Below are 23,511 nucleotides of genomic sequence, written 5' to 3' on the forward strand. Positions count from 1 at the left end.
CTTTAAGTTCACTGCGTCCGGATTTCCCGGCTCTTATATGCCCTTCCTCATGCGGCCTTTCGCAATTTTTCGATAACAGCCAACGTCTCTTGATTATCTGACAGGCTCTTTAACAAACGCACCAGTTCTTTCTCTTCGACAAGCTTTGCGGCCTTGGCAGGTGAGAACCAGTGGCGCTTGCGTTCGTCGCGTTCCTTCCAACGGCGTTTGAGCCGTTCCACAATCAACGGATAAAGCGTTACGCGGCAAGGCACGCTGCTTTTACCCTCGTATCGCTTGTCATAGTGAAAGCACCCGATCGATTTCTTGGAGATAAAGCCAACCGCTCCGGCCTCTTCCAAAGCTTCGATTTCAGCGGCATGCCAAGGCTTCTTACCATCCATCATCCAACCTTTGGGGATGACCCACCGCCCCCGGTCACGCGAAGTGACCATGAGAACCCGCAGCTTGTCGGATTTGTCCCATCGCACCGGAAGCGCACCGATCTGATCTGTGAATTCGGTCTTGCTCATGCGCGCGCTCTTGGCTCTGGCACTACGCAAAGGGCAATGGCAACACATACGTGCTGTTGAACAAGGTGGCTACATCCAGAACGCCGGTGCACTTCGATTGCTACGCCTCGAAATAGAAACAGTTCTTTGAAGTCTCACAATGAATCGTGGGCTTTGCAACAGAAATTGTTGCAAAACGACTGAAACGCCACAAAAGTGAGATTGAAACCGAGTCGGATTGCCAGATGCCCAAAGCGGAAACGCGCGATAAGAAAACCAACAAGGGCCAGAGTCGGTTCAAGAAATCCGACCGCCGCCGTGAGATATTGTTGGAGTTGAAGCTTCGCCCGCACGTCCGGATCAGCGAATTGGCGCAGCGCTTCAATGTTTCGGCGGAAACGGTGCGCAGGGATTTTGATGCCCTAGCTGATGATGGGCTGATCTCGCGGGCGCATGGCGGTGCCTCTGCCCCGATACAAGGACGTTATCCAAGTCTGGATGAGCGCACCCACGCCCGCCTTGATGAGCGGGAAAAGATCGGCAAATGCGCAGCTGACCTGATTCAGGAAGGCGAGACGGTGATGATCGATTCCGGCTCAACCACGATCGAGATGGCCCGTATGTTGGCGTATCGGGGCATTCACTGCACGGCAATTACGAATTCGATACCGGTGGCCATGACCCTTGGTCACGCACCCGTTGAAGTCATTCTATGCCCAGGCGAATATCTGACCGCCGAGTCCGCCACGATCGGGACAGATACACTGGATTTTCTGTCTCGTTTCAACGTCGATCGCTGCATGATTGGCGCGTCCGGCCTGTCAGAAGAAGGGCCGTCAGAGACCGTGCGCGGTTTCGCAACCGTCAAACGGATGATGCTGGCACGCGCCGCGACGCGACATCTTCTGATTGGGTCCGAGAAATTCGACCGCAAAGGTTTGACCCGTGTGGGCGACCTTGACGGGCTGAATTCAATCGTAACTGATACCAAACCAACAGGGGATTTGCTTGGTGCGATCAACGACGCCGGGGTGAAGATTCTTGTCGCTGAGCAGTCCTTACAAAGAACGACAAACCGTGGACAGAAAAGCCACGCATGACTGGGAGGAAGAAATGAAATTTGATATCAAACTACTGATCGGAGCTTCCGCAATCGCGCTCTTGTCACTGTCGGGCACGGCTTCGGCGCAAGACTGCCCGCGCGGTGATCTGGATGCGCGGTTCTGCGATGCCGATGGCGATCTGATCGCGGATATCCCCGCTGATCCTGCCGATCAGATTGATCCTGATACTCTGATCTTTGCCTACACCCCGGTTGAAGACCCTGCCGTATACAAAACTGCTTGGTCGGACTTTCTTGATCATCTGAAAGCGGAAACTGGCAAAGACGTTGTTTTCTTTCCAGTTCAGAACAACGCGGCCCAGATTGAGGCCATGCGTTCGGGGCGTCTGCATATTGCGGGCTTCAATACCGGTTCAAACCCGTTGGCCGTGAACTGTGCTGGTTTCCGACCCTTCACGATCATGGCGTCGAAAGACGGAAACTTCGGATACGAGATGGAGATCATCACCTATCCCGGTTCAGGCATCGAAAAGGTTGAGGATATCAAGGGCAAGCAATTGGCCTTTACTTCTCCCACTTCGAACTCGGGCTTCAAAGCGCCGTCAGCGATCCTGAAAAGCGACTTTGATCTGCTACCCGAACGCGATTTTGAGCCGGTTTATTCGGGCAAGCACGACAACTCGATCTTGGGTGTCGCCAATAAGGACTATCTGGCTGCCTCGATCGCTAATTCGGTCAAATCGCGGATGATCTCGCGCGATGTGATCAACGAAGACGACGTAATCACGATCTACAAGTCGCAGACCTTCCCGACGACAGGCTTTGGAACCGTGTACAACCTGACGCCGGAACTGCAGGAGAAAATCCGCAATGCCTTCTTCAGCTTCGACTGGGAGGGAACGACGCTTGAGGCTGAGTTCTCGAAGTCGAACGAAGGTCAGTTCCTTGAGATGACATATCAGGAGTTCTGGGACGTCATCCGCAAGATTGACGCGGCTAACGGCGTTTCCTACGCCTGCCAGTAATCGATACTACATCCAACGGGCCCTGCGGGGCCCGTTACCACCCGAACCGGGGGCATAAATGCTGCGGCTTCAAAAGCTTACAAAAACTTATAAAACCGGCGATCAGGCCCTGAAGGCGATCGATCTAGATGTGCCAAAGGGCCAGGTTCTGGCGCTGATCGGGCCTTCTGGTGCTGGCAAATCCACCATGATCCGCTGCATAAATCGTTTGGTTGAACCCACAAGTGGCGAGGTTCTGTTGGATGATGTTGATCTGGTAAAACTCGGCTCGAGTGCGCTGCGGAAAGCACGTCGTGAAATGGGGATGATCTTTCAGGAATACGCACTGGTTGAACGTCTGACCGTCATGGAAAATGTACTGTCGGGACGGCTGGGATATGTTGGGTTTTGGCGGAGCTTCCTGCGACGTTACCCCCAGTCTGACGTGGATGAAGCATTCCGCCTGCTGGATCGCGTGGGTCTGTTGCATATGGCCGACAAACGCGCGGACGAACTGTCAGGTGGTCAGCGTCAGCGGGTTGGAATATGCCGGGCGCTAATCCAAAATCCCAAACTTCTGCTGGTCGATGAACCGACCGCCTCACTGGACCCAAAAACCAGCCGTCAGATCATGCGCTTGATTACCGAGCTGTGTCAGGAACGCGGATTAGCCGCGATAATCAACATTCATGACGTGGCCCTTGCGCAAATGTTCGTACCGCGCGTCGTTGGCCTACGCTTTGGCGAAATCGTATTTGACGGCCTCCCCTCTGGGCTTACGCCTGACAAGTTGACCGAAATCTATGGCGAAGAAGACTGGGAAGCGACCATAGAGAAAGTTGAAGACGACGAAGAGATCGAGGCCGCGGAATGAGCCATCCCGAACTTGATGACCTGCTGGGCAAAGGCTGGCGGAAACCGGCCTTCGTCAAAAACGCCTTACTGCGCTGGACCTTGATCGTTGGATTCGCCGCCTATCTGATTGCGGCATTTATGACCATCGAGGTGGATTGGGGCCGGGTTTATGAAGGCTTGGATCGCGGTTGGGCTTTTGTCCTTGCTTTCACAAGCCCGGATTTCATATCGCGCTGGAGCGATATCTGGAGCGGTCTTCTCGAGAGCATCGTGATGACGGTTGCAGCGTCGGTGGTGGGCATCCTGATATCGATCCCGATCGGACTGGGCGCTGCACGCAATATTGCGCCTCTCCCGGTCTATGTGATCTGCCGAGGCATTGTTGCGATCAGCCGCGCCCTGCAAGAGATCATCGTCGCCATTCTTCTGGTTGCCATCTTTGGGTTCGGACCTTTGGCCGGCTTCCTGACACTGTCCTTCGCCACTATCGGTTTCCTGTCCAAGCTCTTGGCCGAAGACATCGAGGCCATGGACAAAGTGCAGGCCGAGGCGATCAAAGCCTCGGGGGCGCGATGGATGCAATGGATCAACTACGGCGTGCAGCCACAGGTCATGCCGCGATTGGTTGGGCTGTCGATGTACAGGATCGATATCAACTTTCGCGAAAGTGCAATTCTTGGGCTTGTGGGGGCCGGCGGCATTGGGGCAACGCTGAATACGGCGTTTGACCGTTATGAGTATGACACTGCGGCAGCCATTCTGATCCTGATCATCGGGATCGTCATGGCGCTCGAATACCTCTCGGGTATCATCCGCGCGAGGGTCCAGTAATGCCAGTGCTTGAACATGAAGGTACGCAAATCTGGCGCAGACGCACGACCGGTCAAAGCCTTGTGCGCTGGTTCTGCTGGCTGTTGGGTGTGGCGGTCTTTGTCTATTGCTGGCAGATCATCTCGGCCTCGACGACATGGTTCTTTGTGTGGGACGCACCCCGGATCGCGAACGATATCTGGACCCGCGCGACCCCACCAAAGTGGGATTACATCACGCAGTTAGGCCGCCCGATCTGGGACACGCTGAACATCGCCACACTTGGTACGATCATTGCGCTGTTCCTTGCCGTACCGGTCGCCTTTCTGGCCGCCCGCAACACCACGCCGTCGGCCGTGTTCATCCGCCCCATCGCGTTACTGATCATCGTCTCAACCCGCTCGATCAACTCGTTGATCTGGGCGCTTTTGTTAATCGCAATCATTGGTCCCGGAGTGTTCGCAGGTGTTATCGCCATTGCCATTCGTTCGATCGGCTTCTGCGCCAAGCTTCTCTATGAAGCCATCGAGGAAATTGATCACACCCAAGTCGAAGCCATCACCGCCACCGGCGCATCCCGCTGGCAGGTCATGGCCTATGGAATCGTCCCGCAAATATTGCCCGCCTTTGCCGGGATCGCCGTATTCCGCTGGGACATCAATATTCGCGAGTCTACGGTTCTTGGCCTTGTGGGCGCAGGCGGCATCGGGCTGCAATTGTCGGCGTCGCTGAACGTTCTGGCATGGCCGCAGGTCAGCCTTATCCTGATCGTCATTCTGATTGCCGTCATGATCAGCGAATGGGTGTCTGCCAAAGTACGAGGGGCAATTATTTGAGCCGCTTCACGACCCAAGAGGCTTTCGACGCCTACGAGGCCGTTCGGCATCGGCTTCCGGCTGCTGAACCAGCTATTCAATCCTATCAGCATGCGAACACTTTGATGGATATTGCTGAAGGCTTCGATGTATTCCTTCTGGATGCGTTCGGTGTTCTCAATATCGGCGAGACTGCAATTCCCGGTACAGCCGCGCGGATTGATCAGCTCAAAGCCATGGGTAAACGCCTTCTGGTCGTCTCGAATGCAGCTGGTCACCCTCATGCGGCGCTCGTCGAGAAATACGCCCAGCTGGGATATGATTTTGCGCCAGAAGATATCATCACAAGCCGCGCAACACTGCTGGCTGAGCTGGGCGGTCAACGCGCGCTGCATTGGGGTTTGATGGCAACACCCAGCACCGGCCTTCGCGACCTGGAAGATTTGAACCTGACTTATCTCGATGACGATCCCGAGCCCTATGACTCGGCTGAGGGGTTTCTGATGATCGGCTCAGCCGTCTGGTCCGAGGCACGTCAGGCCCATTTGGAAGCAGCCCTGCTAAAACGCCCGCGTCCGGTATTGGTTGGAAATCCGGACTTAGTCGCACCACGCGAGCACGGATTTTCAAACGAACCCGGTCTGTTCGCGCACCGTCTTGCCGACCGAACCGGCGTTGTACCCGAATTCTTCGGCAAACCATTTGAGAATATTTTTGACTTTGCTTTTAAGCGACTTGGCCGGGTCGATAAAACTCGCGTGCTTATGGTTGGTGACAGCTTGCATACCGACATATTGGGGGCCCATGCTGCCGGAATCGCCTCGGCCCTGATTTCGGGGTACGGTTTTTTCGCAGGGCATGACGTCGATGACGCAATCACACAGGCGCAGATCATGCCGGATTTCGTTGTGAACCGACCATAATCTGATCACGCCTGCTTAGTTCCGCTTCAAATCCAAGCGCCCGCCCGTGCTTTTCAATACTCGCCATGTGATCAATTCGCGAAGGCATCACAGGTCGTTGTTGGCTCATCGCTTCCCAAATACTGAACCCTGCGCCCTTCATCGAAGGTTGGACTGCCCAACGCACATGCGACCTCTAAGCTCAACCTGTCCCAAACCCGAACATCACCAGCTTCGCTGGTTGTCGCAAAAGAATTTCCGTCTGGTGCCAGCGCGATACGCCAGGTCGGGCCTGCATGGATCTTTTCGACAGGCATGAGCCGACGGTGCGTCGCGGTATCCCACCAATGCAGTTCCCCAGATCGGTCGATCGCCACCAAGGTTGCCTCATCCGCCAAAAAGGCAACATCCGTCGCCCCACCCTTATGGCCACCATAAGCGGCAAGCTCTTCGCCGGTTTCAACATCCCACACCTTGACTACCTCATCGCTGGAAGCAGTTGCAGCCTGTGTGCCATCACGACTGAAAGCAACACTCCAAAGCGTGTTGTCATCAGCTTCAATCACTCTGATCAACTGACCGTCGCCAATCGACCAAATATAGACCTTACCATCCACCGAGGCCGCTGCCAGCATGCCGCCATCTTCAGAGACGGCGACACGATTTGCCTGAATGTCAGCTGGCGCAAAGCTCTTGACCAAATCAGCCTCTGAGATATCGATTTGCAGCACTCCATCTCCTGTCGCCACAAAGACCTTGGGACCTGACCCCGGCATGATCGACCAGACGGGAGTCTGCCCCAGATCGAGTTGATTTTTCAGCCGCATCGCAGCCATGTCCCAGATTTTCAAGCCGCCTTCGCGATCACCAGTCACCATGGTTTTGCCATCCAGCGAGAAAGAGATCGCCCACACCTGGCTTTCATGCCCCTTCAGCTGCATGGGTTTCATGGAAGCCCCCATCTTCCAGACCCAGATGTTCCCCTCACTGTCACCGATGGCTATAGACTTTGCATCCGGCGTATAAGCGACGCCCAGCGCCTTTGCCCCGTTCTGCAAAACAAGCGTGTCTTTGCCGCCGGGGTCGGTCCCAATCCGCCAGAGACGTACCTGCTGATCCCGGCCCAAAGTCGCCAGCAACGGGGCATTTTGGGCAACTTCAAGGTCCACAACCCTCTGACTGTGCGCTTGCACCACATCGCCAACACGTTCCATGTTTGAATTTTCCAATCGCAGCGTTCCGTCTGCCCCTGCCCCTACCAGCAGATTGTCCGGCGCGGTAAATGCTGCTGCTACGATGTCGGTACTATCTGAAAAACGATCAACAATTGGAGAACCATCCGGAAAACCAATCGTCGTGACCTTCCCGTTCGTATGGGATACCGCGAATGTTCTCCCGTCGCGGCTGAAGGACAGGTGATCGGGGTCAGGCCCCAGCGGACCGCCCGGTATCGGCGGAAATGCAGGCGTAGCCTTTGCGTCGACCCAGCCGAATATGCCACCATCGACATTTCCGGCAACAAGTCCTTCTGAAACGGGCGAAAACGCGACCTTTTTGAAGCCCAGCGGCATTTTCGCCAATGGCTCTCCAATTTGCATTCCATTGGAAACGTTCCAGCGGCGAACGGTCCCGTCACCGGTCGCCGACGCGATACGCTTGCCGGTGGAATCAAAGGCCACGCCAAATGCGACGTCATTGCCAGAGAACAGTGTCGTGATCGGGCCGTATCTGGCCGAACCAACATTCCAAAGGCGGACATCCCCATCCGTTGCCGCTGAAACCAGCAACTCTCCATCGGGAGAGAATGCAACATCCCTTATCCCGCCGGAATGCCCCACCAGTTCAGCAATAACCGCTCCGCCGGATTCAGCCCTATGAACCACGATGCGCCCATCACGCAATCCAACTGCAACACGCGTACCAGATGCATCAATAGCCATCGTCTGTGCGTCACCAACCGTAAACGGGCTGCCCAATGGGACAAGCCCACCCTCACCCAGATTTTGCCGAGCCATCAGCATCGCTGCCCTCGCTTCTGATGTCGAACCAGCAGTTTCGGCTCGGACAATCGCTTCGGCGCTGAGTGACAGGGCTAGCAAGGGATCTGTATCCGATAACCCGTTCGCCGCAGCGCCTAGCGCCCTTGCGAACCTTTCATTGGCTTCAGCTGTTGCGGCAACGGCCATCTGTCTGTTGCTTTCGGCAAGGTTGGACGCGCGGATAGCCAAGAAAGACGAAACCGTTGCGCCAATGGCCAGCAAGGCAAGGGCAGCAACGGCAACTTGATTGATACGTCGACGCCGACGCCGGCGCATTTTGGATGCAGCCTGCGCTTGGTCACGCGCATCTCGTGCAGCGCCCAGAAATTCCCGCTCTAACGCACCGAGGATATTCTGGTTCTTCACCGACCATTCTTCAGCCGACAACAACCTTGTGCCGCGATAAAGTAAATCGGGCTCGCGATTTTCAACATCCCACTCTGCAGCGTCATGCTGAATACGCTGACGCATGCGCAGATCATCGCGGCTTTCTTCGATCCATGAATTAAGTCGCGGCCATGTACGCAGCAGCGCCTCATGCGCAATCTGAACATTTTTGTCATCCAGCGTCAGCAACCGCGCATCTGTCAAAGCTTCAACGACCCGCCGCGTTGTGTCCGGGTCCGAGTCGCGCTCGATCTCATCGATCGGCAACAACCGCCGTGTGTCCGGTGTCCCCTCGCCGGGCGTAACCAGACGCAAGAATAGCCGCCGGGTTGCTTCTTGCTGAACTTTGTCAAAAACGTCTGTAAAAAGTGTCTCTGCTGTCTGGCTGATTGCCCCTGTGACACCACCGGACTGACGGTAGCCGTCCAGAGACATGACCGCACCTTTACGTCGGCTCCATGTTTCATACAGAGAATGCGCCACCAGCGGGAGCGAACCCGCTTCGCGCCCGGCCTCATCAACGATCGCATCAATAAGGGACCTGTCCATGTGCAAACCAGCTGCATGTGCCGGTTCGCTGATTGCGCGGCGCAGCTCGGGCCGTGTCATCGGCCCGACCAAAAACTGGTTTTCCGAGATTCGATCCGCAAGCCATGGTATCTCTGCACAGGATGCATAAAAGTCCGCACGGATTGTCAGCACGATACGAACGCGGCTATCTGCAGGGTCCGTCATGGCTGACAAAGCTTCGATGAACTTGCTTCTGCGTTCATGCTTGACCAGCGTGAACAATTCTTCGAACTGATCAATGCAGATCAACAACTCTCCTTCATTCGCGGTGGCCAATCGGCGCGCCGCACTCGGATAGGCGATGAAGTCGTTGAGCGAGATCTGAGCCGTAAGGTGAGAATTGTCGCCGATGAGTTGAAAGTACAAATCGGTCATTGGATCGCGCCCGGGGGTAAAAACACAAACGCGCCAGTTTTCGCTACCGGATATCGCGTTGGCAGCGATCGCTGGCAGCAGCCCTGCTCGCAGAACGGATGATTTACCACTGCCGGATGAGCCACCCAGAACCAATATCCGGCTCTGTTGAAGCCGGGTCACAAGTTCCTCAACAAGATCCTCGCGTCCAAAGAAATAGTCGGAATCCTCTGGCTGGAACGCGGCGAGCCCTTTGTAGGGGCATTCCACCCTACTTTCCGATATCTGCGTCACCGCTTCGGATGCGGCCTCTCGCCGGTCACGATCCAACGCATCATTCATTGCACTGCGCCAGGACACCATATCCAGAAAACGCGCCTGCGGGTCCATTGCCATCCCGTGCTCAATGCAATCGCGCCACATTTCCGGCAGGCTGGAAAGATACTCGGTAACGCGATGGAATGGCGGCGGCGCCTTTCCCGTCAGGACATGCCACATCAGCGCGCTGGCCGAATAGATGTCGGTCATCGGCGTCACGGGTTGCCCGTGCTCAGCTTGTTCTGGCGCTTGGTAGAGCGGTGTCCCAGCCATCATGGTCGCGCCGGTCACACCGATCGCTAAATCCTTCGCAATACCGAGATCCGCCAGAAAAACCCTCTCGTCTAGGCCGACCAAAGCATCAGAAACCGTCGTGCTGTTATCGTCTTTGGACCGCTTCACTCGTTGCAGAAGGACATTTGCGGGTTTGACGTCCCGATGCACGACATTCGCGTCGTGAACCGCAGACAAGCCATCTGCCATTGCATCAATCAGTATTTCCACACCTTCGCGTTTGGCCAAAGCAGCGGGGCTTAGACGCTTTAGTCGGTCGGCCAATGTGCCGCGATCCGCGTAGTCCATGACAAAATAGGGCCGCCCGTCCTCCAAACGCCCCACGTCATGCACGGAGACAACACGCGGAGATCGAATGCGCCGCAACAGACGGGCTTCTTCGAGAAAATGGGTGATGACTTTGTCATTGGTCGCAAGGTTGGCGTGCAGAATCTTGAGGGTTACCGGAACCTCCAACTCGTCATCCCGCGCAAGGACAACCGCCGCGAACCCACCGCTCGCGATTTCACGGTCAACAGCGTAACGGCCGATGAACGCGGGAAAAGTCATGATATTCTTGGCGCTTCAGAGGTGCTCTTGCACATCCACGCAATGATACTTGGTCGCATCCAATATGTTGTGGTCCCTATCGGCAGCAGTAACGCACAGTGTCGTCCCTCCCTCTCGCGCCGATGTCGAGGCCGCCTCCTTCGTCACATAGCTTGGGTAATCATCGTGCCGATGCCACCTGCCCTGAACGGCATTGAATTCGCTTTGGGCATTTCTGCCGACTTGCTCAACGGAATAGCTTTCGCCCCACCATGTATGGAAATGGTTCTTCGATACGTCCGGAGTGAAATTCGCGTCATAGTTTACAAGCAGTTCGTCACCCTCTTTGGCGACCGATACAATCTGCACCTCACATCCATCCACAGGGCAGGCATTGGGCATCGCTGACTGGGCAGTTGCATCAGCACCAAACAAGAGTGTAGCTGCACCCAGGATCAGAGCGCCCTGACGAAGCTGGTTTCCTGAAGTATTCAATGACATCATTCCCTCCCAATCTTGGTTGAAATACGCAATTGGTGCCGATTCTAGCACAATCGCGAGTTTCTTTCTGAGACTTTCACCACAGAAGCCAGAATTCAGGCGTGCCACGTCGTTTATCGGCGGACGACCTCAAACTCTAATGGGCGCGCATCGGAGTGCAAAATTGATAGTGCAGGCGATATCAGCCCGCTATCGGCCAGCATTATGTTCTCGCGCTTAAGCTGGATTTCACGCGCATTCTCGAATTGTACGTAAGTTCCCGACGAACTGCGATCCGCCAGCATCAGCTTCCCGCCTTTCATGCTGAGTACCGCATGCAGTCGCGAAACCCACGGCTCAGGCAGGATGACATCGCATTGACTGGATCTGCCGATCGTTAGCTCCCCGCCTTCCCGACACCGCCAGGTATGATCGTCGTGATAAAGAATGAGCGCAAAGCTTTCATTCTGCTGCATGCCCTCAGATCCGCTGGCCGTCTGCGTCGGCAGATGCATCACGGTGCTTAACCCGTCCGTTGAGGCCACGATTGAATAGGCTTTGACCGGGTCACTCACACCTTTCAGGCGAAGCGATCCGATTGGGGTGAGCATCTGGAGACTTTCGGGGCTTAGATCCTTGGCGACGCTTTCGCTGACACAAGCTTCACCCGGATTGGCCGCGGCCGCCAAACGTGCGGTCAGATTTACTGTTTCGCCAAATATCCCATTATCGCCAATAACAACGGGACCTTGATGAACACCCGCGTGGACCGACAGTAATGTTCCGGGCGGTTTCTGAATCATCTCTACAACCGCGTTTACGGCGGCCTCGGGTTCCTTGAAATAGGACAAGACATCATCGCCTTTTTGCCCCACAGGAACTCCGCCAAACCCAAGTAGAACCTCACGCAATCGATCGATTTCAAACTGAATCAACTGCTGCGCCTGATCGTCCCCCATTTCTTCGTAGAACGGAGTGCTGTCAGAAATGTCAGCAATTATGGTCGTGACGAGCTTGGTTTCCACGGTGCTACTCGAAATTTGCTTGTCCGGAACGGCAAACCCTATTTGGGATCATAAACATAACCTATACCCCGCACGGTTCTGATGATTTCCGGCTTTTCCGGGTTGGTTTCAAGCTTCCGGCGCAGTCTGGATATTCTGATATCAATGCTGCGATCGAACGGATCCCAGGACCGGTCATGCGCTTGTTCTAGCAACTGATCACGGTTCAAAACACGCCCTTTGTTTTCAGCAAACACCTTGAGCAGACTATACTCCATCGCCGTTAGCGGGACCTCGGATCCATCCGGCGCAAGAAGTTTGGCTGCCTCTTTATCCAGCGTGTAGTCGCCAAAAAGGGCCAAATTGCCTTCGGAGGCATCTGCGGGCAGACTTTCGTTTATGGCCCCTCGGCGTAATAGGGCCTTGATCCGCGCTTCCAGTTCCCGAAGATCAACCGGCTTTCCAAGATAGTCATCTGCCCCCATCTCAAGCCCGATGATCCGGTCCACTACATCGCCTGCTGCAGTCAACATGATCACGGGCGTCGTGTTTTCAGGACGAAGCGATCTGAGGATCGAAAGACCGTCTTCCTTTGGCATATTGATATCCATGATCATGACATCAACAGCACGAGAGGAGATGACAGACCGGAGCTCTTCTCCGCCAGCGGCTGCAGAAACCTCGTACCCGCGTTTGCTCAGATATTCCTGAAGCATCTCGCGCACGTCGATCTCGTCATCGCAAACCAGGATATGGGTTTTCTGGTCATTCATCCGTTTGATCCTTCTGATCGGCGAGCAGCTTTCCGACAAGTATTCTCAGTTCCGAAGGCGAGACGGGTTTTTCCAGATAGGGCAGACCGGATTCCTTCAGCAGTCCCAATGAGCTTTCACCCATGGTGTCCCCGGTGATGTATGCTGTCCGGGTCAGCATTTTCGGAAAACGCGCCACCAGCGCCTCATAAATCTTGCGTCCGTCAACACCGGGCATGTTCATATCACTTAGGAATACATCGTAGTTGGCGGACTGCAGTTGCCTGAGCGCCTCTTCCCCTGAGGTAACGAAATCAACGTGAAAGCCATCCTTCCGCAGTATCTCGGCATTGATCTCACCCACTTCGACCTCATCATCCACGACCAATGCACGGTGCTTGGCAAAATTCGCGGCGGGTTCGGGTTTTTCTTCAGCCACATCATTTTGCATCTTTGCGACGGGCAGAGTTATCCGGAAGCAGGTGCCGGACACTGCGGCCTGATCAAGCCTGATCTGACCGCCATGGGACAGAATGATCCGGTGACAGAAAGCAAGCCCAATCCCGGTGCCGTCACCCACTTCTTTTGTGGTGAAGAACGGCTCGAAGATACGTGCGCGTATGGCTTTGGGGATACCGGGGCCATTGTCCTGAACCGTGATCTCAACCATTCCGGTGTCAGGCTTGACCTCGGCAGACAGCATGATCTGGTCGCCGATGCCGGATGCGGTCATGGCCTGCTCGGCATTGATGATAAGATTCAAGACGACTTGCGTAAGCTGGTCCGCATCCCCGGCAACTGCAGGCAGGTCTGCTGGCACACTTTGCTCAATGCGAATTTCACCTGATGAGCTACCGTACCCGGCGACATCCGCAGCTGTTTCGATCATGCTGGGAACATCAACCTGCTCGATCTTGCTGGGCTGCTGACGCGCCATCGCCAGAAAGGTTTTAACAATCTTCGCGCAGCGTTCTGCGGCATTGCCGATTTTTTCAATCCTGACACCGAGATCGGGGTCAGAAATTTCTTCCTTCAACATCAACGAATGACCCACAACAACCGACAATGGATTGTTAAGCTCATGCGCCACACCGGCGAGTAGTTCGCCTAGCGCAGACATCTTTTCGTTCTGGAACAGCAGCTCTCGTTGCTTTTCAAGCTCGGCCTCAATGGCCAATTCATCGGTCAGATCGCGGGTATTGGAAACGATTACTTCTTCACCATTGAACTCGATCAGCCGTGAAGAATCCGCCCCCCAGAACTTTCGCCCGCTTGCATCGACGAACTCCATACGCCGATCCTTAAGCGCCCCCGCTTGCCGGAGGTCTTTCAGGTACCGTTCGCGCTCATTCGGGTCCGCATAGTAGGATTTCGAACTTTCTGCTTCACCAAACAGCGCCTTTATCTCGGGCGTAGCAAACAGCACCTCGCCGGTGTCGGCATGCGTCATGTTGATGGCTGCTGGATACGCCTCCATGACCTGACGGATCAGGGCATCAGCCTCTTTCTGGACGGTTAGATCGATCACGCTGGTCACGATGACTTCTTCGCCTTTGTAATCGATCAATTGAGACGAAATCGACGCAGGGAAGGTTTTGCCAGCCGCATTAATCAAGTCGAGCTTGTAGTCATCGACACGACCATCGGCCAAAAGCTGGGTTACAAAATCCGCGCGCTCTTCCGGCTTTTGATAATGCTGTTTTGCAGATTTGGAAGGTCCGAACATCTGCAGCGCAGCAGGCGTGCGATACAAGATCTGACCATCACCAATCCGCGCCATGGTTACGATTGCCGAACTGGCATCCAACACCTTTCGGATCAATAGATCGCCGTCGCGCTCTTCGACCTCGGCTTGTTTGCGTTCGGTGATATCCTCACGCGTGACGACAAATCCGCCGAACTTGGTGGGATGAACAGAAACCAGATAGGTACGCCCATCCGTTTCCATCAGCTCAAAGTCTTGGATGAACTCGACCCCATTAGCCAACCGGTCCGAAACCCACTGCTGTTCATTGCCGATGGCCTCGGCGTAAATTCCCCGGCGCGCCGTCTCACGCATCAGGATTTCCCAGTCCAGTCCGGGTTGCAGCAGGTCGGCAACCCCCTTGTTCATCTCGGCATATCGTTGATTGAACAGGACAAGGCGGCGATCATCATCATAGAGGGCGAACCCTTCTTTGAGAGATTCGATCGCATCACGAAGAAGGTCCCGCGCCTTCTCGATTTCTTCAAATTCGTTCGCCATGCCCATCGTCATCCTGAATTTTTAGGATACCATTGTTTCAATGCCATTTCAAAATCAGCATCGCGTGTTTCAATTGTTTCAATGGGTGCCAACTCAGTCAAACACCGGCCGAAAAACCTGTTTGTTTTTGAGCCCGATAGCAAGTTGTGTGACCTGCTTCACAGAGCAACAACTGAAACACTTGGCACCGCTTCCAGACATCACAATGAAACATAGAAAGGTCAGTTATTGCCCATCTTAAGTGCGATTGGGTAAGAACGATGACTATTTCTTTTAGAACTACTGAAATGATTAACGCACCTATTTTTGCGTTGCATTCTTCGGCGTCCAATAGTGGGCAATGGAACCAACTGGCGGCGGATCTGGAAGGTCGCTTTAGTGTTCACGCCGTTGATCTTCCTGGTTACGGTCGTAGCCCGTTGACTGGAGATAACTCTCAAAACGGCGCGGCGTTTTCTGCCATTCCGATCATCCGGGAAATCGAAGCGCTGGGACGCCCCGTTCATCTTGTTGGACATTCCAACGGCGGAGGTATTGCCATCAAGATCGCGTTGATGCGTCCTGATCTTGTCAAAAGCCTGACAGTATATGAGCCTGCAGCCTTTCATTTTCTGAAGGCTGGCAATGAGGTCAGCAAGAAACTGTTCGGGCAAATCCAGCTTCTCGCGGGTGTGGTGAGCGCCGCAGCAGCGGATGGCGATGCCGCTGCTGGTATGCATCACTTTTTGGATTTCTGGAACGAGAAGGGGTTTTGGAACTCGCTGCCCGCGCAGGCCCGGGATCGGTTCATTGGGATGATCCCATCAGTCATGTCTGATTTTGCAAATGGTTTTGCTGAAACCTGGCAACTGAAGGACCTGTCCAAGCTTGAAATACCGACGTTGGTAATGACTGGTTTGGAGTCACCTGAGATTGCGCAGAACGTCTCGGTCGAGATCGCGAAGGCTTTGCCCAATGCGCGGATCGCGTTGCTGCCCGAGCTGGGCCATATGGCGCCGGTCTTCCAGCCCGAATGGATCAACTCAAGGATTTTCGAACACGTGGCCAATGTGGAGCGGCCCGTTGAAACTGTCAGCTGGCCAGAACGTCAAGCTGCCTGACCGGGGCCGCATTTAGCAATGCGGCCTTCATCAAACCACTGCTACATCAAAAGGAGCAATATCATGGGTATTCAAACATCGATCAACGCCACCACAGACTTTGCGGCAATCAAAGCAAAGCAAAACGTCGCCTGGGGCTCCGGCGACTACAGCAAAGTGGGTGTCACGCTGCAAATCACGGGCGAGGAACTGGCTGAAAGCATGGATCTGATGCCCGGTTCCAAGGTACTGGATGTCGCCGCCGGGAATGGTAATGCCACCCTGGCCTTCGCCCGGCGCTTTTGTGATGTTACATCGACCGACTATGTAGAAGCCCTGCTGGACGCCAGCAGCCAGCGCGCCAAAGCGGAAGGTCTGTTCGTGACCTACAAGGTTGCCGACGCCGAAAACCTGCCTTTCGATGATCAATCCTGCGACGCGGTGGTTTCGACGTTCGGCGTGATGTTCACACCGAACCAACAACAATCAGCAGCAGAGCTGCAACGGGTCGTCAAACGCGGCGGCAAGATTGGTCTGGCCAACTGGACGCCGGACAGCTTCATCGGCCTTCTGTTCAAAACGATCGGTAAACATGTGCCTCCGCCTGCTGGCGTAAGCTCTCCGGCTTTGTGGGGCAGCCGGGACTGGATTGAAGAAGCCTTCGGATCGCACAGCACCATCGTTTCGTTCCGACGCAAGAACTTCATGTTCCGCTACCGTTCAGCCGAACACTTCCTAGAGTATTTTCGGACGTTCTATGGCCCGATGCAAAAGGCCTTCGATGCACTGGACGCATCGGGACAAGAGGCGCTGCAGCGCGATATCATGGCCCTGATCGAAAAGTTCGATATCTCAGGCAATGACACACTTTGCATCTCATCCGAGTACGCTGAAATTGTCATGCAGCGCGGCTGAGATCGTGAATCACTGGCTCATCGTTCTTTGACCCAACCGTCAAAGAACGATGAAGATCACCCGGTGTAGTCGATCCACCATTTTCTTGGTATTAGTTTGTTTAAGGGGGATTTTGTTATGGCCGAGCGCACACTTTATGAAAAATACGGTGGGTTTTCACAGATCAGCAAGATCGTGTTCTCGTTCTATGACATCCTGCTGGACAATGACGAGGTTGGACCCTTCTTCGACAACGTGGATATGAGCCGCATGGTCGACCATCAGACCAAGTTCATAGCGTCGCTCCTTGGTGGTCCGGCCTCCTACACCGACAATCAACTGCGCCAGTTACACTCTCATCTCGCAATTACGGATGACCATTTCGACGAGTTGGAGGTCGTGCTCCGTGATGCTTTGCAAAGACACGGCGTGGATGCCGAGGATATCGATATCGTTGTCGCGGAATTCAGTAAACGTCGCCCCTTGATTGTTGGATAAATCATGACCATCGAAGCCATCAATGAACAGCTCCTTCGCGCGATTGGTGTGGGCGTTGCCCTACTGGACCGTCAATCGCTGAAGTTTGGGTTCCGCAATGATACGTTTGACGAGTGGTTCAGTGCCGATGGCCCTTCAGACCAATTGCAGCAGCTCTTTCCTGATCTGGAAATCGACACAGTGCAAACAAGCCTGTCCGGCACCGGGCGACATACATCAGAAATCACGTTCAAAAAGAAACGCCGCACACTGGTGATCGCACTCGATTTCACGGTCGCGCATGACGATGTGCTGGTTCTGGTATGTCAGAACATCACCCGCATCAAAGAGCTGGAGTCCATGATCGACTCCTATTCGATGATGGTGGAACGGAACACCCGCGAGTTGAAGCGGGAAAAGGAGCAGGTTGAAAAACTGCTGCTAAATCTGATGCCCCGGTCGGTCTACGAAGAGTACAAGACTTTCGGCGTGGTCACGCCACAACTCTATGATCCCGTCTCCGTCCTGATGCTCGATTTCGTGGGGTTCACGGATATGGTCGCCTCGCAGGACCCGAGCGTCACGGTCACCGAACTGAATGATATCTACAGCGCGTTCGATCGCATAGGTGAGCAATTCGGTTGCGAACGGATCAAGACGATTGGAGACGCATATATCACCGTCGCAGGCCTGCCCGATCCGACACCGGATCACGCCAAGGCAATCGCAAACACAGCCATTCGTTTCGTACGCTATTTGACCCGCCGAAACCTGAGCCATCCGCATCAGTGGCGGTGCAGAATTGGACTGGCCACGGGATCGGTAGTCGGGTCGGTCGTTGGCATCCAGAAGTATGTGTACGATATCTTTGGTCCGGCTGTGAATCTGGCCTCCAGACTTCAGGAATTCTCTGACCCGATGCAGATTTCAGTCCAGGACGAAGTCGCGCAGGTCCTCAAAGATCAGTTTGACCTTGAGAATGTCGGTGCGCGAACAATCCGTGGGTTTGGAGAGCAAGACATCTGGCGCTTGTCCGACGATAGCTAAGCGTCAATGCCCGCTGTAATCCTTTGTTCGCACTAAATGGTGACTGATCACTGCAGCGAATACAGTAGGCTGTTTACCCAGTCCCAAAACCACTGATCTTGATCCCGAAATAAGCGGCTACTCGTTTGGGCGTTTGGTGACAACGGATTCCAGCACCTCGCCTTCGTGATCAACAACCCGCCAGAGGCAATGTCTCTTGCCATTCACCTTCACAAAATCTCGTCGGCGTGCCACTTCCATATCGAGAGTGCGCGCAGTTGTTGCATCCGCATTCTTCGGATCTCAGAGGCAAACATCGGACCGAACCTGTCCCAACAGTAGCAGTCGGTTTCTTGACTCAGGTCGATGCCTCGCTCGTGCAACAGATCTACGGCATTCCGAAGCGAGAGCGGGAATCGGATGTACAGCATCTCGGTCAAGCGGATGATCTCAGAACCGGTTGTTATAGTATTTGAAAGATGCAGGTCTGGTCATGGGCAAAAGCTACGCAACACCCCTACCCCGCCCAAGCAAAGTTCTTCTGACAAGATTCTTTTGACAGTTCCCCGATTGCAGTTTTCCTTGGTCACACAAACCTGTTCACATAATTCTCCAGAATCTCCTGACGCCCAGATTGTGGTTTCGGGTTGGTATTTTCCTGCAGAACCCGGGCAGAAATCTCTTCCAGACTGCTACCCAACATAGAAACTGCTTCCGGAGTGTTCCAACCGGAATACCGTTCCGTCAGCGCGTCCTCCAAGCCACCGTCTTCAACCATAGCAGCCGCAGCTTTCAAGCCCCGTGCACAAATGTCCATTCCGCCGACATGGGCTGCAACAAGATCTTTTGCATCAAGCGATTGCCGACGAATTTTGGCGTCAAAATTTGTGCCCCCAGTTGTAAAGCCACCAGCTTTCAGGATGTAGTAATATGCCAAAGCAACCTCTGGCGTGTTATTCGGGAACTGGTCCGTATCCCATCCGGATTGGTAATCGTTTCGGTTCATGTCGATCGAGCCAAGCATCCCTTCGGCAGCGGCGACCGCAATTTCATGCTCGAAACTGTGTCCGGCCAGGATCGCATGCCCCTGCTCGAGGTTCAACTTGACCTCGTCCTCCAACCCGTACTTCCTGAGAAACCCAATACAAGTCGCGGCGTCGTAGTCGTATTGGTGTTTGGACGGCTCCTGAGGCTTGGGCTCCACGAGAATAGTTCCTTTGAACCCAATCTTGTGTTTGTATTCAACGACCATGTTCAAGAAACGGCCCATGTGGTCCAACTCGGTTTTCAAATCCGTGTTCAACAGGGTTTCATAGCCTTCTCGGCCACCCCATAGAACGTAGTTTTCTCCGCCGAGCTTGTGGGTCGCATCCATGCAGGATTTCACTGTCGCAGCTGCAAACGCAAAAACGTCGGGATCAGGATTGGTACTGGCACCAGACATCCAGCGACGATGGCTGAACATATTGGCCGTGCCCCAAAGCAGCTTGGTGCCAGACACCTGCATCTTTTCACCGATATAATCGGTGATATCTTCTAATGTGCGCAGGTTATCGGCAAAATTTCCCTGTTCGGGCCGGATGTCAGCGTCGTGCCAGCAAAAGAATGGCTGCCCCAAAAGCTCAAACAATTCGAATGCAATATCTGCCTTCTGACGGGCCCGGCCCATATCGTCCTGAGGATACCATGGGCGTTCGAACGTAGGTCCACCAAAGGGGTCTCCGCCCTCCCACGCGAATGAATGCCACCAGGCCACAGCAAACCGCAGATGGTCCTCCATACGCTTGCCCATGATGATTTCATCCGGGTCGTAGTGACGAAAGGCCAACGAGTTCTTGCTATCCACGCCTTCAAACTGGACCTTCTCGATCCCTTCAAAAAATCCACTTGGCATTTCTGCCCCCTACTCTGCTTTTTGTGCTGGCTGCTTGCCGAGAATGATCATCGACAAAAGATCGTCGTCAGTCACGTCTGAGATATCGACCGTCCCAACCAGTTTTCCGTTCTTCATGACCGATGCGCGGTCGCACAGTTCCATGACGGCATGCACGTCGTGATCGATCAGAAATATCCCGATGCCTTGCGCCTTTAGCTGGTGGATCAGATCCGCCACCATCTGAGTTTCATGCGGCCCAAGCGCTGCTGTGGGTTCATCCATGATCAGGATACGGGCGTTGAAATAGACCGCGCGCGCGATCGCCACTGACTGTCTTTGCCCACCCGATAAGGCGGAGACCGGGTCATTGAACTTCTGAAAGTTTGGGTTGAGCTGCGCCATGATCTTTCGGCACTCGGCCTCCATGGCTGCGTCGTTGACCAACCCAAACGGCGTCGTCATCTCGCGCCCAAGAAAAAGGTTCGAGGTCGCGTCCAGATTGTCGGCCAAGGCGAGCGTCTGATATATCGTTTCGATATTGTTCGCCCGGGCGTCACGGGGATTGCCAATCTCGACCGGCTTGCCATCGATCAGAATCTCGCCGTGGTCCATCTGATAGGCGCCGGACAATACCTTGATCAACGTGGACTTTCCGGCCCCGTTGTGGCCAAGCAGGCCAACGACTTCACCCGGATAGAGATCGACCGACACATGGTCGACGGCCTTGATCCCACCGAAGGAAATCGAGATGTCGCGCATCTCGACCAATGGCGGCGCGCCTGAACCGCGCCCAGTGCCAGAAGGTTTTTTCTGCGTATCCTGAGCTTGCATCACTTTGCCCCCAGTCGCTTGCGGTAAACGATGTCGATATAGACGGCCAACACGAGGACGCTGCCGACGACGATGTTCTGAAACGGCGCGTCAACGCCAACCATTGCCATGCCCGATTGCAGCGCCTGCATGATCAATGCACCCAGGATCGCGCCATAGATGGTGCCGATGCCGCCCGACAATGCGGTTCCTCCGATCACTGCAGCGGCGATGACCCGAAGTTCGTCCAGCGTGCCAATGTCGTTCGAGTGGTTTGCCAAGCGGGCCGAGGCGACCACCGCGGACACGGCGCACAAGAAACCCATCAAAGCAAAGATTTTCACGGTCAGCAGCCGAGTGTTGATACCCGAAAGCTCTGCCGCATCCGGGTTGCCGCCAGTGGCAAAGATGTAACGACCAAACCGGGTTTTTCGTGCCACGATCGTCAGGGTAACCGCTACTATTATTAGAATGAGGACAGAAATCGGTATGCCGTATCCGACGACCAGCCCCTCTGGCATTGTCTCTCCGCGCGCTTCGAACATACGTTGCAGCCGGCGTGTCGGTATGGCGTAGCTGTTTACGATGTAAACGTACCCAAGGATGGCGATTGCGATTATCCCGGCCAGAGTGGCCTCGGCCCAGACAGGTTTGACAGGGAAACCATGTGCCGCTTTTGCACGGCGGCCACTCCACAACGCCCAGATCGCGATTGCGGTAGCAAACAAGCCGAACAGCCAGCTTGTCGTCGTTCCCAATGTTCCGTTGGTTCCGCCAAACATCAGGAATGTACTATCCAGAGGACCAATCGTCTGGCCGCTGGTCAAATACCACGCCACGTTTCGCCAAACCAGAAATCCACCAAGCGTAACGATGAAGGCTGGTATCGTCAGATAACCAACCATCCAGCCATGAAACGCACCAATCAGCGTGCCGACAACCAACCCGACGACAATGGTGATCGCCCAGGTTGCAGGATTGTTCAAACCCATCCCAAGCACCTGCGGCAAAAGCTCAGTTTGCGTCATTGCCATCACAGCCGAGGTAGTTGCCAGCAGCGCTCCTACCGACAAGTCGATGTGTCGCGTGACGATAATGAACACCATCCCACATGCCATAATGGCGACCGAAACTGTCTGGATGGACAGGTTGAATAGATTGCGCGGCGTCAGGAACCTTCCATCTGTGAAGATGTTGAACCCGATGCACAGGATGACAAACGCGCCGATCATTCCCAAAAGCCGCATATCCAGTTCCAGTTGCTGGAACAGGCTGGGTTTCGCTTTTTCAGGTACCGGCTGAGACGAAGTTTCGGTCATTTCCGATCTTTCATATTCAGCAATAGTCCCCGGCCCAGACGGGGCCAGGGACTTTGAAGTTTAGTTGCAGGGAGCAGGTCCGTTTTCAACGCCCTGACACAGATCTTCCAATGGGATCCATCCAGCGTCCACAACAACGGATAGGTTGTCCTTGGTGATCGGAACGGGTGCGAGGAAGACCGAGTTCATCTCGGTGCCACCCGGTGATGTCCAACTAATTGCACCTTCGACATCAGCAGGGCTTGTCCCTCCGCTCAGTGCGACTGCGATTTCGCCAGCGGCCTTTCCGAGTTCACGAGCGTCCTTCCATACCGAAACGGTTTGAGTGCCCAGCGCAACGCGGTTCAACGCTGCGTGGTCGCCATCCTGACCTGACACCGGAATGCCTTCCATACCCTGTGCTGTTAGGGCCGCAACAACACCGCCTGCAGTACCGTCATTCGACGCAACGACTGCATCCACGTTGTTCTCGTTCGCGGTCAGGATTTGTTCCATGTTCCGCTGCGCGTTCGCGGGCAACCAACCATCCGTGTAGGCTTCACCAACAATTACAATGTCACCGCTGTCGACGGCTGCTCCGATGATCTCTTGCTGACCACCCCGCAGGAAATCTGCGTTCGGATCAGTAGGAGAGCCTTTGATCATCACGTAGTTGCCCTTGGGCATGGCCTCAAAGACAGCCCGAGCCTGCATTCTGCCGACTTCCACGTTGTCGAAGGTCAAATAAAATGCTCGGTCGTCCTCGATCAGACGGTCATAGGCAATCACAGGAATACCTTCGTCCGCCGCGGCCTGAACCGCGGGACCAATGGCCTGCGCGTCCTGCGCAAGGATGATAAGCGCGTCCACACCCTGGGCGATCAGGCTTTCGATGTCCGATAGCTGCTTTGCGGAGGACGATTGCGCGTCTGCCGAAATGTACTCGGCACCGCCTGCTTCAAGTGCCGACTTGATGGCCGCTTCGTCTGTTTTCCAACGCTCCTCCTGAAAGTTTGACCAGCTTACACCGACCACTGGCTCTGCGAATGCGGTCGAAGCCAACAAAGTGGCCACAGCCGAAAAGCTGAGAATTCTCTTCATGATTTCCTCCCATTTGCCGAGCCATCGCACTTCGATTCG

20 protein-coding genes and 1 pseudogene are annotated in these 23,511 nt (G+C 54.7%); 10 read left to right on the forward strand and 11 right to left on the reverse strand.

Annotation, left to right across the window (positions count from 1 at the left end):
- Positions 1 to 47: 47 nt before the first annotated feature.
- Positions 48 to 512 (reverse strand): NUDIX hydrolase, encoded by a 465-nt coding sequence (locus ACR0EN_RS05070; protein WP_480585491.1) that lies wholly within the window; start codon positions 510 to 512, stop codon positions 48 to 50.
- A gap of 224 nt (positions 513 to 736) precedes the next feature.
- On the opposite strand from ACR0EN_RS05070, the gene ACR0EN_RS05075 reads away from it, so the two are divergent.
- From ACR0EN_RS05075 to ACR0EN_RS05100, 6 genes are read left to right on the forward strand one after another with little or no spacing between them, the layout of a single operon-like run.
- Positions 737 to 1,591: a DeoR/GlpR family DNA-binding transcription regulator gene (locus tag ACR0EN_RS05075; RefSeq protein WP_170403399.1), complete on the forward strand. Its 855-nt coding sequence runs from the start codon at positions 737 to 739 to the stop codon at positions 1,589 to 1,591.
- A 13-nt stretch (positions 1,592 to 1,604) separates the two neighbouring features.
- Complete coding sequence (gene phnD / locus ACR0EN_RS05080) at positions 1,605 to 2,579, forward strand: phosphate/phosphite/phosphonate ABC transporter substrate-binding protein (RefSeq protein ID WP_170396240.1); 975 nt, start codon at positions 1,605 to 1,607, stop codon at positions 2,577 to 2,579.
- 58 nt (positions 2,580 to 2,637) lie between these two features.
- Positions 2,638 to 3,432 carry a phosphonate ABC transporter ATP-binding protein gene (phnC, locus tag ACR0EN_RS05085; protein ID WP_170512785.1) on the forward strand — a complete coding sequence of 265 codons (795 nt, stop codon included), beginning with the start codon at positions 2,638 to 2,640 and terminating at the stop codon, positions 3,430 to 3,432.
- Positions 3,429 to 4,244: a phosphonate ABC transporter, permease protein PhnE gene (phnE, locus tag ACR0EN_RS05090; RefSeq protein WP_170612487.1), complete on the forward strand. Its 816-nt coding sequence runs from the start codon at positions 3,429 to 3,431 to the stop codon at positions 4,242 to 4,244. The genes phnC and phnE (ACR0EN_RS05090) overlap by 4 nt, the downstream gene beginning before the upstream one ends.
- Entirely contained in the window at positions 4,244 to 5,059 is an 816-nt protein-coding gene (gene phnE / locus ACR0EN_RS05095) for a phosphonate ABC transporter, permease protein PhnE (protein ID WP_170396234.1), read from the forward strand. The genes phnE (ACR0EN_RS05090) and phnE (ACR0EN_RS05095) overlap by 1 nt, the downstream gene beginning before the upstream one ends.
- Positions 5,023 to 5,961, forward strand: coding sequence for an HAD-IIA family hydrolase (locus ACR0EN_RS05100; protein ID WP_480585494.1), 939 nt, complete (start codon positions 5,023 to 5,025; stop codon positions 5,959 to 5,961). Before phnE (ACR0EN_RS05095) ends, ACR0EN_RS05100 begins: the two co-directional genes overlap by 37 nt.
- Before the next feature lie 71 nt (positions 5,962 to 6,032).
- Here ACR0EN_RS05100 and ACR0EN_RS05105 read toward each other — a convergent pair whose 3' ends face one another.
- The 5 genes from ACR0EN_RS05105 to ACR0EN_RS05125 all read right to left on the reverse strand — a co-directional run bounded on the left by ACR0EN_RS05105 (position 6,033) and on the right by ACR0EN_RS05125 (position 14,911).
- The gene (locus ACR0EN_RS05105; protein WP_480585497.1) at positions 6,033 to 10,451 is read right to left on the reverse strand and encodes a WD40 repeat domain-containing serine/threonine protein kinase; all 4,419 of its coding nucleotides are present in this window, start codon (positions 10,449 to 10,451) and stop codon (positions 6,033 to 6,035) included.
- A gap of 15 nt (positions 10,452 to 10,466) precedes the next feature.
- Complete coding sequence (locus ACR0EN_RS05110) at positions 10,467 to 10,931, reverse strand: hypothetical protein (protein WP_170396227.1); 465 nt, start codon at positions 10,929 to 10,931, stop codon at positions 10,467 to 10,469.
- Positions 10,932 to 11,044: 113 nt separating this feature from the next.
- Positions 11,045 to 11,935, reverse strand: coding sequence for an adenylate/guanylate cyclase domain-containing protein (locus tag ACR0EN_RS05115; protein ID WP_170612495.1), 891 nt, complete (start codon positions 11,933 to 11,935; stop codon positions 11,045 to 11,047).
- A gap of 38 nt (positions 11,936 to 11,973) precedes the next feature.
- Entirely contained in the window at positions 11,974 to 12,687 is a 714-nt protein-coding gene (locus tag ACR0EN_RS05120) for a response regulator (protein ID WP_170396223.1), read from the reverse strand.
- Complete coding sequence (locus ACR0EN_RS05125; RefSeq protein WP_480585501.1) at positions 12,680 to 14,911, reverse strand: ATP-binding protein; 2,232 nt, start codon at positions 14,909 to 14,911, stop codon at positions 12,680 to 12,682. The genes ACR0EN_RS05120 and ACR0EN_RS05125 overlap by 8 nt, the downstream gene beginning before the upstream one ends.
- Positions 14,912 to 15,198: 287 nt before the next feature.
- Between ACR0EN_RS05125 and ACR0EN_RS05130 the strand changes: the two genes are divergently transcribed.
- The 4 genes from ACR0EN_RS05130 (at position 15,199) to ACR0EN_RS05145 (ending at position 18,408) form a co-directional block, all read left to right on the forward strand.
- On the forward strand, positions 15,199 to 16,011 hold the full coding sequence (locus tag ACR0EN_RS05130; RefSeq protein ID WP_480585504.1) for an alpha/beta fold hydrolase: 813 nt from the start codon (positions 15,199 to 15,201) through the stop codon (positions 16,009 to 16,011).
- Between the two features lie 63 nt (positions 16,012 to 16,074).
- The gene (locus tag ACR0EN_RS05135; protein ID WP_480585507.1) at positions 16,075 to 16,905 is read left to right on the forward strand and encodes a class I SAM-dependent methyltransferase; all 831 of its coding nucleotides are present in this window, start codon (positions 16,075 to 16,077) and stop codon (positions 16,903 to 16,905) included.
- A gap of 117 nt (positions 16,906 to 17,022) precedes the next feature.
- The gene (locus ACR0EN_RS05140; RefSeq protein WP_170403431.1) at positions 17,023 to 17,382 is read left to right on the forward strand and encodes a group I truncated hemoglobin; all 360 of its coding nucleotides are present in this window, start codon (positions 17,023 to 17,025) and stop codon (positions 17,380 to 17,382) included.
- A gap of 3 nt (positions 17,383 to 17,385) precedes the next feature.
- Complete coding sequence (locus ACR0EN_RS05145; protein ID WP_480585510.1) at positions 17,386 to 18,408, forward strand: adenylate/guanylate cyclase domain-containing protein; 1,023 nt, start codon at positions 17,386 to 17,388, stop codon at positions 18,406 to 18,408.
- Between the two features lie 123 nt (positions 18,409 to 18,531).
- Here the strand turns inward: ACR0EN_RS05145 and ACR0EN_RS05150 are convergent.
- The 5 genes and pseudogenes from ACR0EN_RS05150 to xylF all read right to left on the reverse strand — a co-directional run.
- A pseudogene (locus ACR0EN_RS05150) lies at positions 18,532 to 18,882 on the reverse strand (DDE-type integrase/transposase/recombinase); the annotation flags it as partial.
- A gap of 91 nt (positions 18,883 to 18,973) precedes the next feature.
- Positions 18,974 to 20,281 (reverse strand): xylose isomerase, encoded by a 1,308-nt coding sequence (xylA, locus tag ACR0EN_RS05155; RefSeq protein WP_170817971.1) that lies wholly within the window; start codon positions 20,279 to 20,281, stop codon positions 18,974 to 18,976.
- A 9-nt stretch (positions 20,282 to 20,290) separates the two neighbouring features.
- Positions 20,291 to 21,094 carry an ATP-binding cassette domain-containing protein gene (locus ACR0EN_RS05160; protein WP_170403439.1) on the reverse strand — a complete coding sequence of 268 codons (804 nt, stop codon included), beginning with the start codon at positions 21,092 to 21,094 and terminating at the stop codon, positions 20,291 to 20,293.
- The gene (locus ACR0EN_RS05165) at positions 21,094 to 22,392 is read right to left on the reverse strand and encodes a sugar ABC transporter permease (RefSeq protein ID WP_170817973.1); all 1,299 of its coding nucleotides are present in this window, start codon (positions 22,390 to 22,392) and stop codon (positions 21,094 to 21,096) included. Before ACR0EN_RS05165 ends, ACR0EN_RS05160 begins: the two co-directional genes overlap by 1 nt.
- A 60-nt stretch (positions 22,393 to 22,452) precedes the next feature.
- Positions 22,453 to 23,472: a D-xylose ABC transporter substrate-binding protein gene (xylF, locus tag ACR0EN_RS05170; protein WP_170626596.1), complete on the reverse strand. Its 1,020-nt coding sequence runs from the start codon at positions 23,470 to 23,472 to the stop codon at positions 22,453 to 22,455.
- Positions 23,473 to 23,511 lie beyond the last annotated feature (39 nt).

Source organism: Ruegeria sp. AB7, from assembly GCF_056542625.1.

Bases quoted from the DNA above. Each gene is read 5' to 3' on its own strand.
- phnC (WP_170512785.1), top strand. From the start codon at position 2,638: ATGCTGCGGCTTCAAAAGCTTACAAAAACTTATAAAACCGGCGATCAG.
- ACR0EN_RS05070 (WP_480585491.1), bottom strand. From the start codon at position 512: ATGAGCAAGACCGAATTCACAGATCAGATCGGTGCGCTTCCGGTGCGA.
- phnD (WP_170396240.1), top strand. From the start codon at position 1,605: ATGAAATTTGATATCAAACTACTGATCGGAGCTTCCGCAATCGCGCTC.
- xylA (WP_170817971.1), bottom strand. From the start codon at position 20,281: ATGCCAAGTGGATTTTTTGAAGGGATCGAGAAGGTCCAGTTTGAAGGC.
- xylF (WP_170626596.1), bottom strand. From the start codon at position 23,472: ATGAAGAGAATTCTCAGCTTTTCGGCTGTGGCCACTTTGTTGGCTTCG.
- ACR0EN_RS05120 (WP_170396223.1), bottom strand. From the start codon at position 12,687: ATGAATGACCAGAAAACCCATATCCTGGTTTGCGATGACGAGATCGAC.
- phnE (WP_170396234.1), top strand. From the start codon at position 4,244: ATGCCAGTGCTTGAACATGAAGGTACGCAAATCTGGCGCAGACGCACG.
- ACR0EN_RS05160 (WP_170403439.1), bottom strand. From the start codon at position 21,094: ATGCAAGCTCAGGATACGCAGAAAAAACCTTCTGGCACTGGGCGCGGT.
- ACR0EN_RS05165 (WP_170817973.1), bottom strand. From the start codon at position 22,392: ATGACCGAAACTTCGTCTCAGCCGGTACCTGAAAAAGCGAAACCCAGC.
- ACR0EN_RS05075 (WP_170403399.1), top strand. From the start codon at position 737: ATGCCCAAAGCGGAAACGCGCGATAAGAAAACCAACAAGGGCCAGAGT.
- ACR0EN_RS05145 (WP_480585510.1), top strand. From the start codon at position 17,386: ATGACCATCGAAGCCATCAATGAACAGCTCCTTCGCGCGATTGGTGTG.
- ACR0EN_RS05135 (WP_480585507.1), top strand. From the start codon at position 16,075: ATGGGTATTCAAACATCGATCAACGCCACCACAGACTTTGCGGCAATC.
- ACR0EN_RS05100 (WP_480585494.1), top strand. From the start codon at position 5,023: ATGGGTGTCTGCCAAAGTACGAGGGGCAATTATTTGAGCCGCTTCACG.
- ACR0EN_RS05140 (WP_170403431.1), top strand. From the start codon at position 17,023: ATGGCCGAGCGCACACTTTATGAAAAATACGGTGGGTTTTCACAGATC.
- ACR0EN_RS05110 (WP_170396227.1), bottom strand. From the start codon at position 10,931: ATGTCATTGAATACTTCAGGAAACCAGCTTCGTCAGGGCGCTCTGATC.
- ACR0EN_RS05105 (WP_480585497.1), bottom strand. From the start codon at position 10,451: ATGACTTTTCCCGCGTTCATCGGCCGTTACGCTGTTGACCGTGAAATC.
- ACR0EN_RS05125 (WP_480585501.1), bottom strand. From the start codon at position 14,911: ATGGCGAACGAATTTGAAGAAATCGAGAAGGCGCGGGACCTTCTTCGT.
- phnE (WP_170612487.1), top strand. From the start codon at position 3,429: ATGAGCCATCCCGAACTTGATGACCTGCTGGGCAAAGGCTGGCGGAAA.
- ACR0EN_RS05130 (WP_480585504.1), top strand. From the start codon at position 15,199: ATGATTAACGCACCTATTTTTGCGTTGCATTCTTCGGCGTCCAATAGT.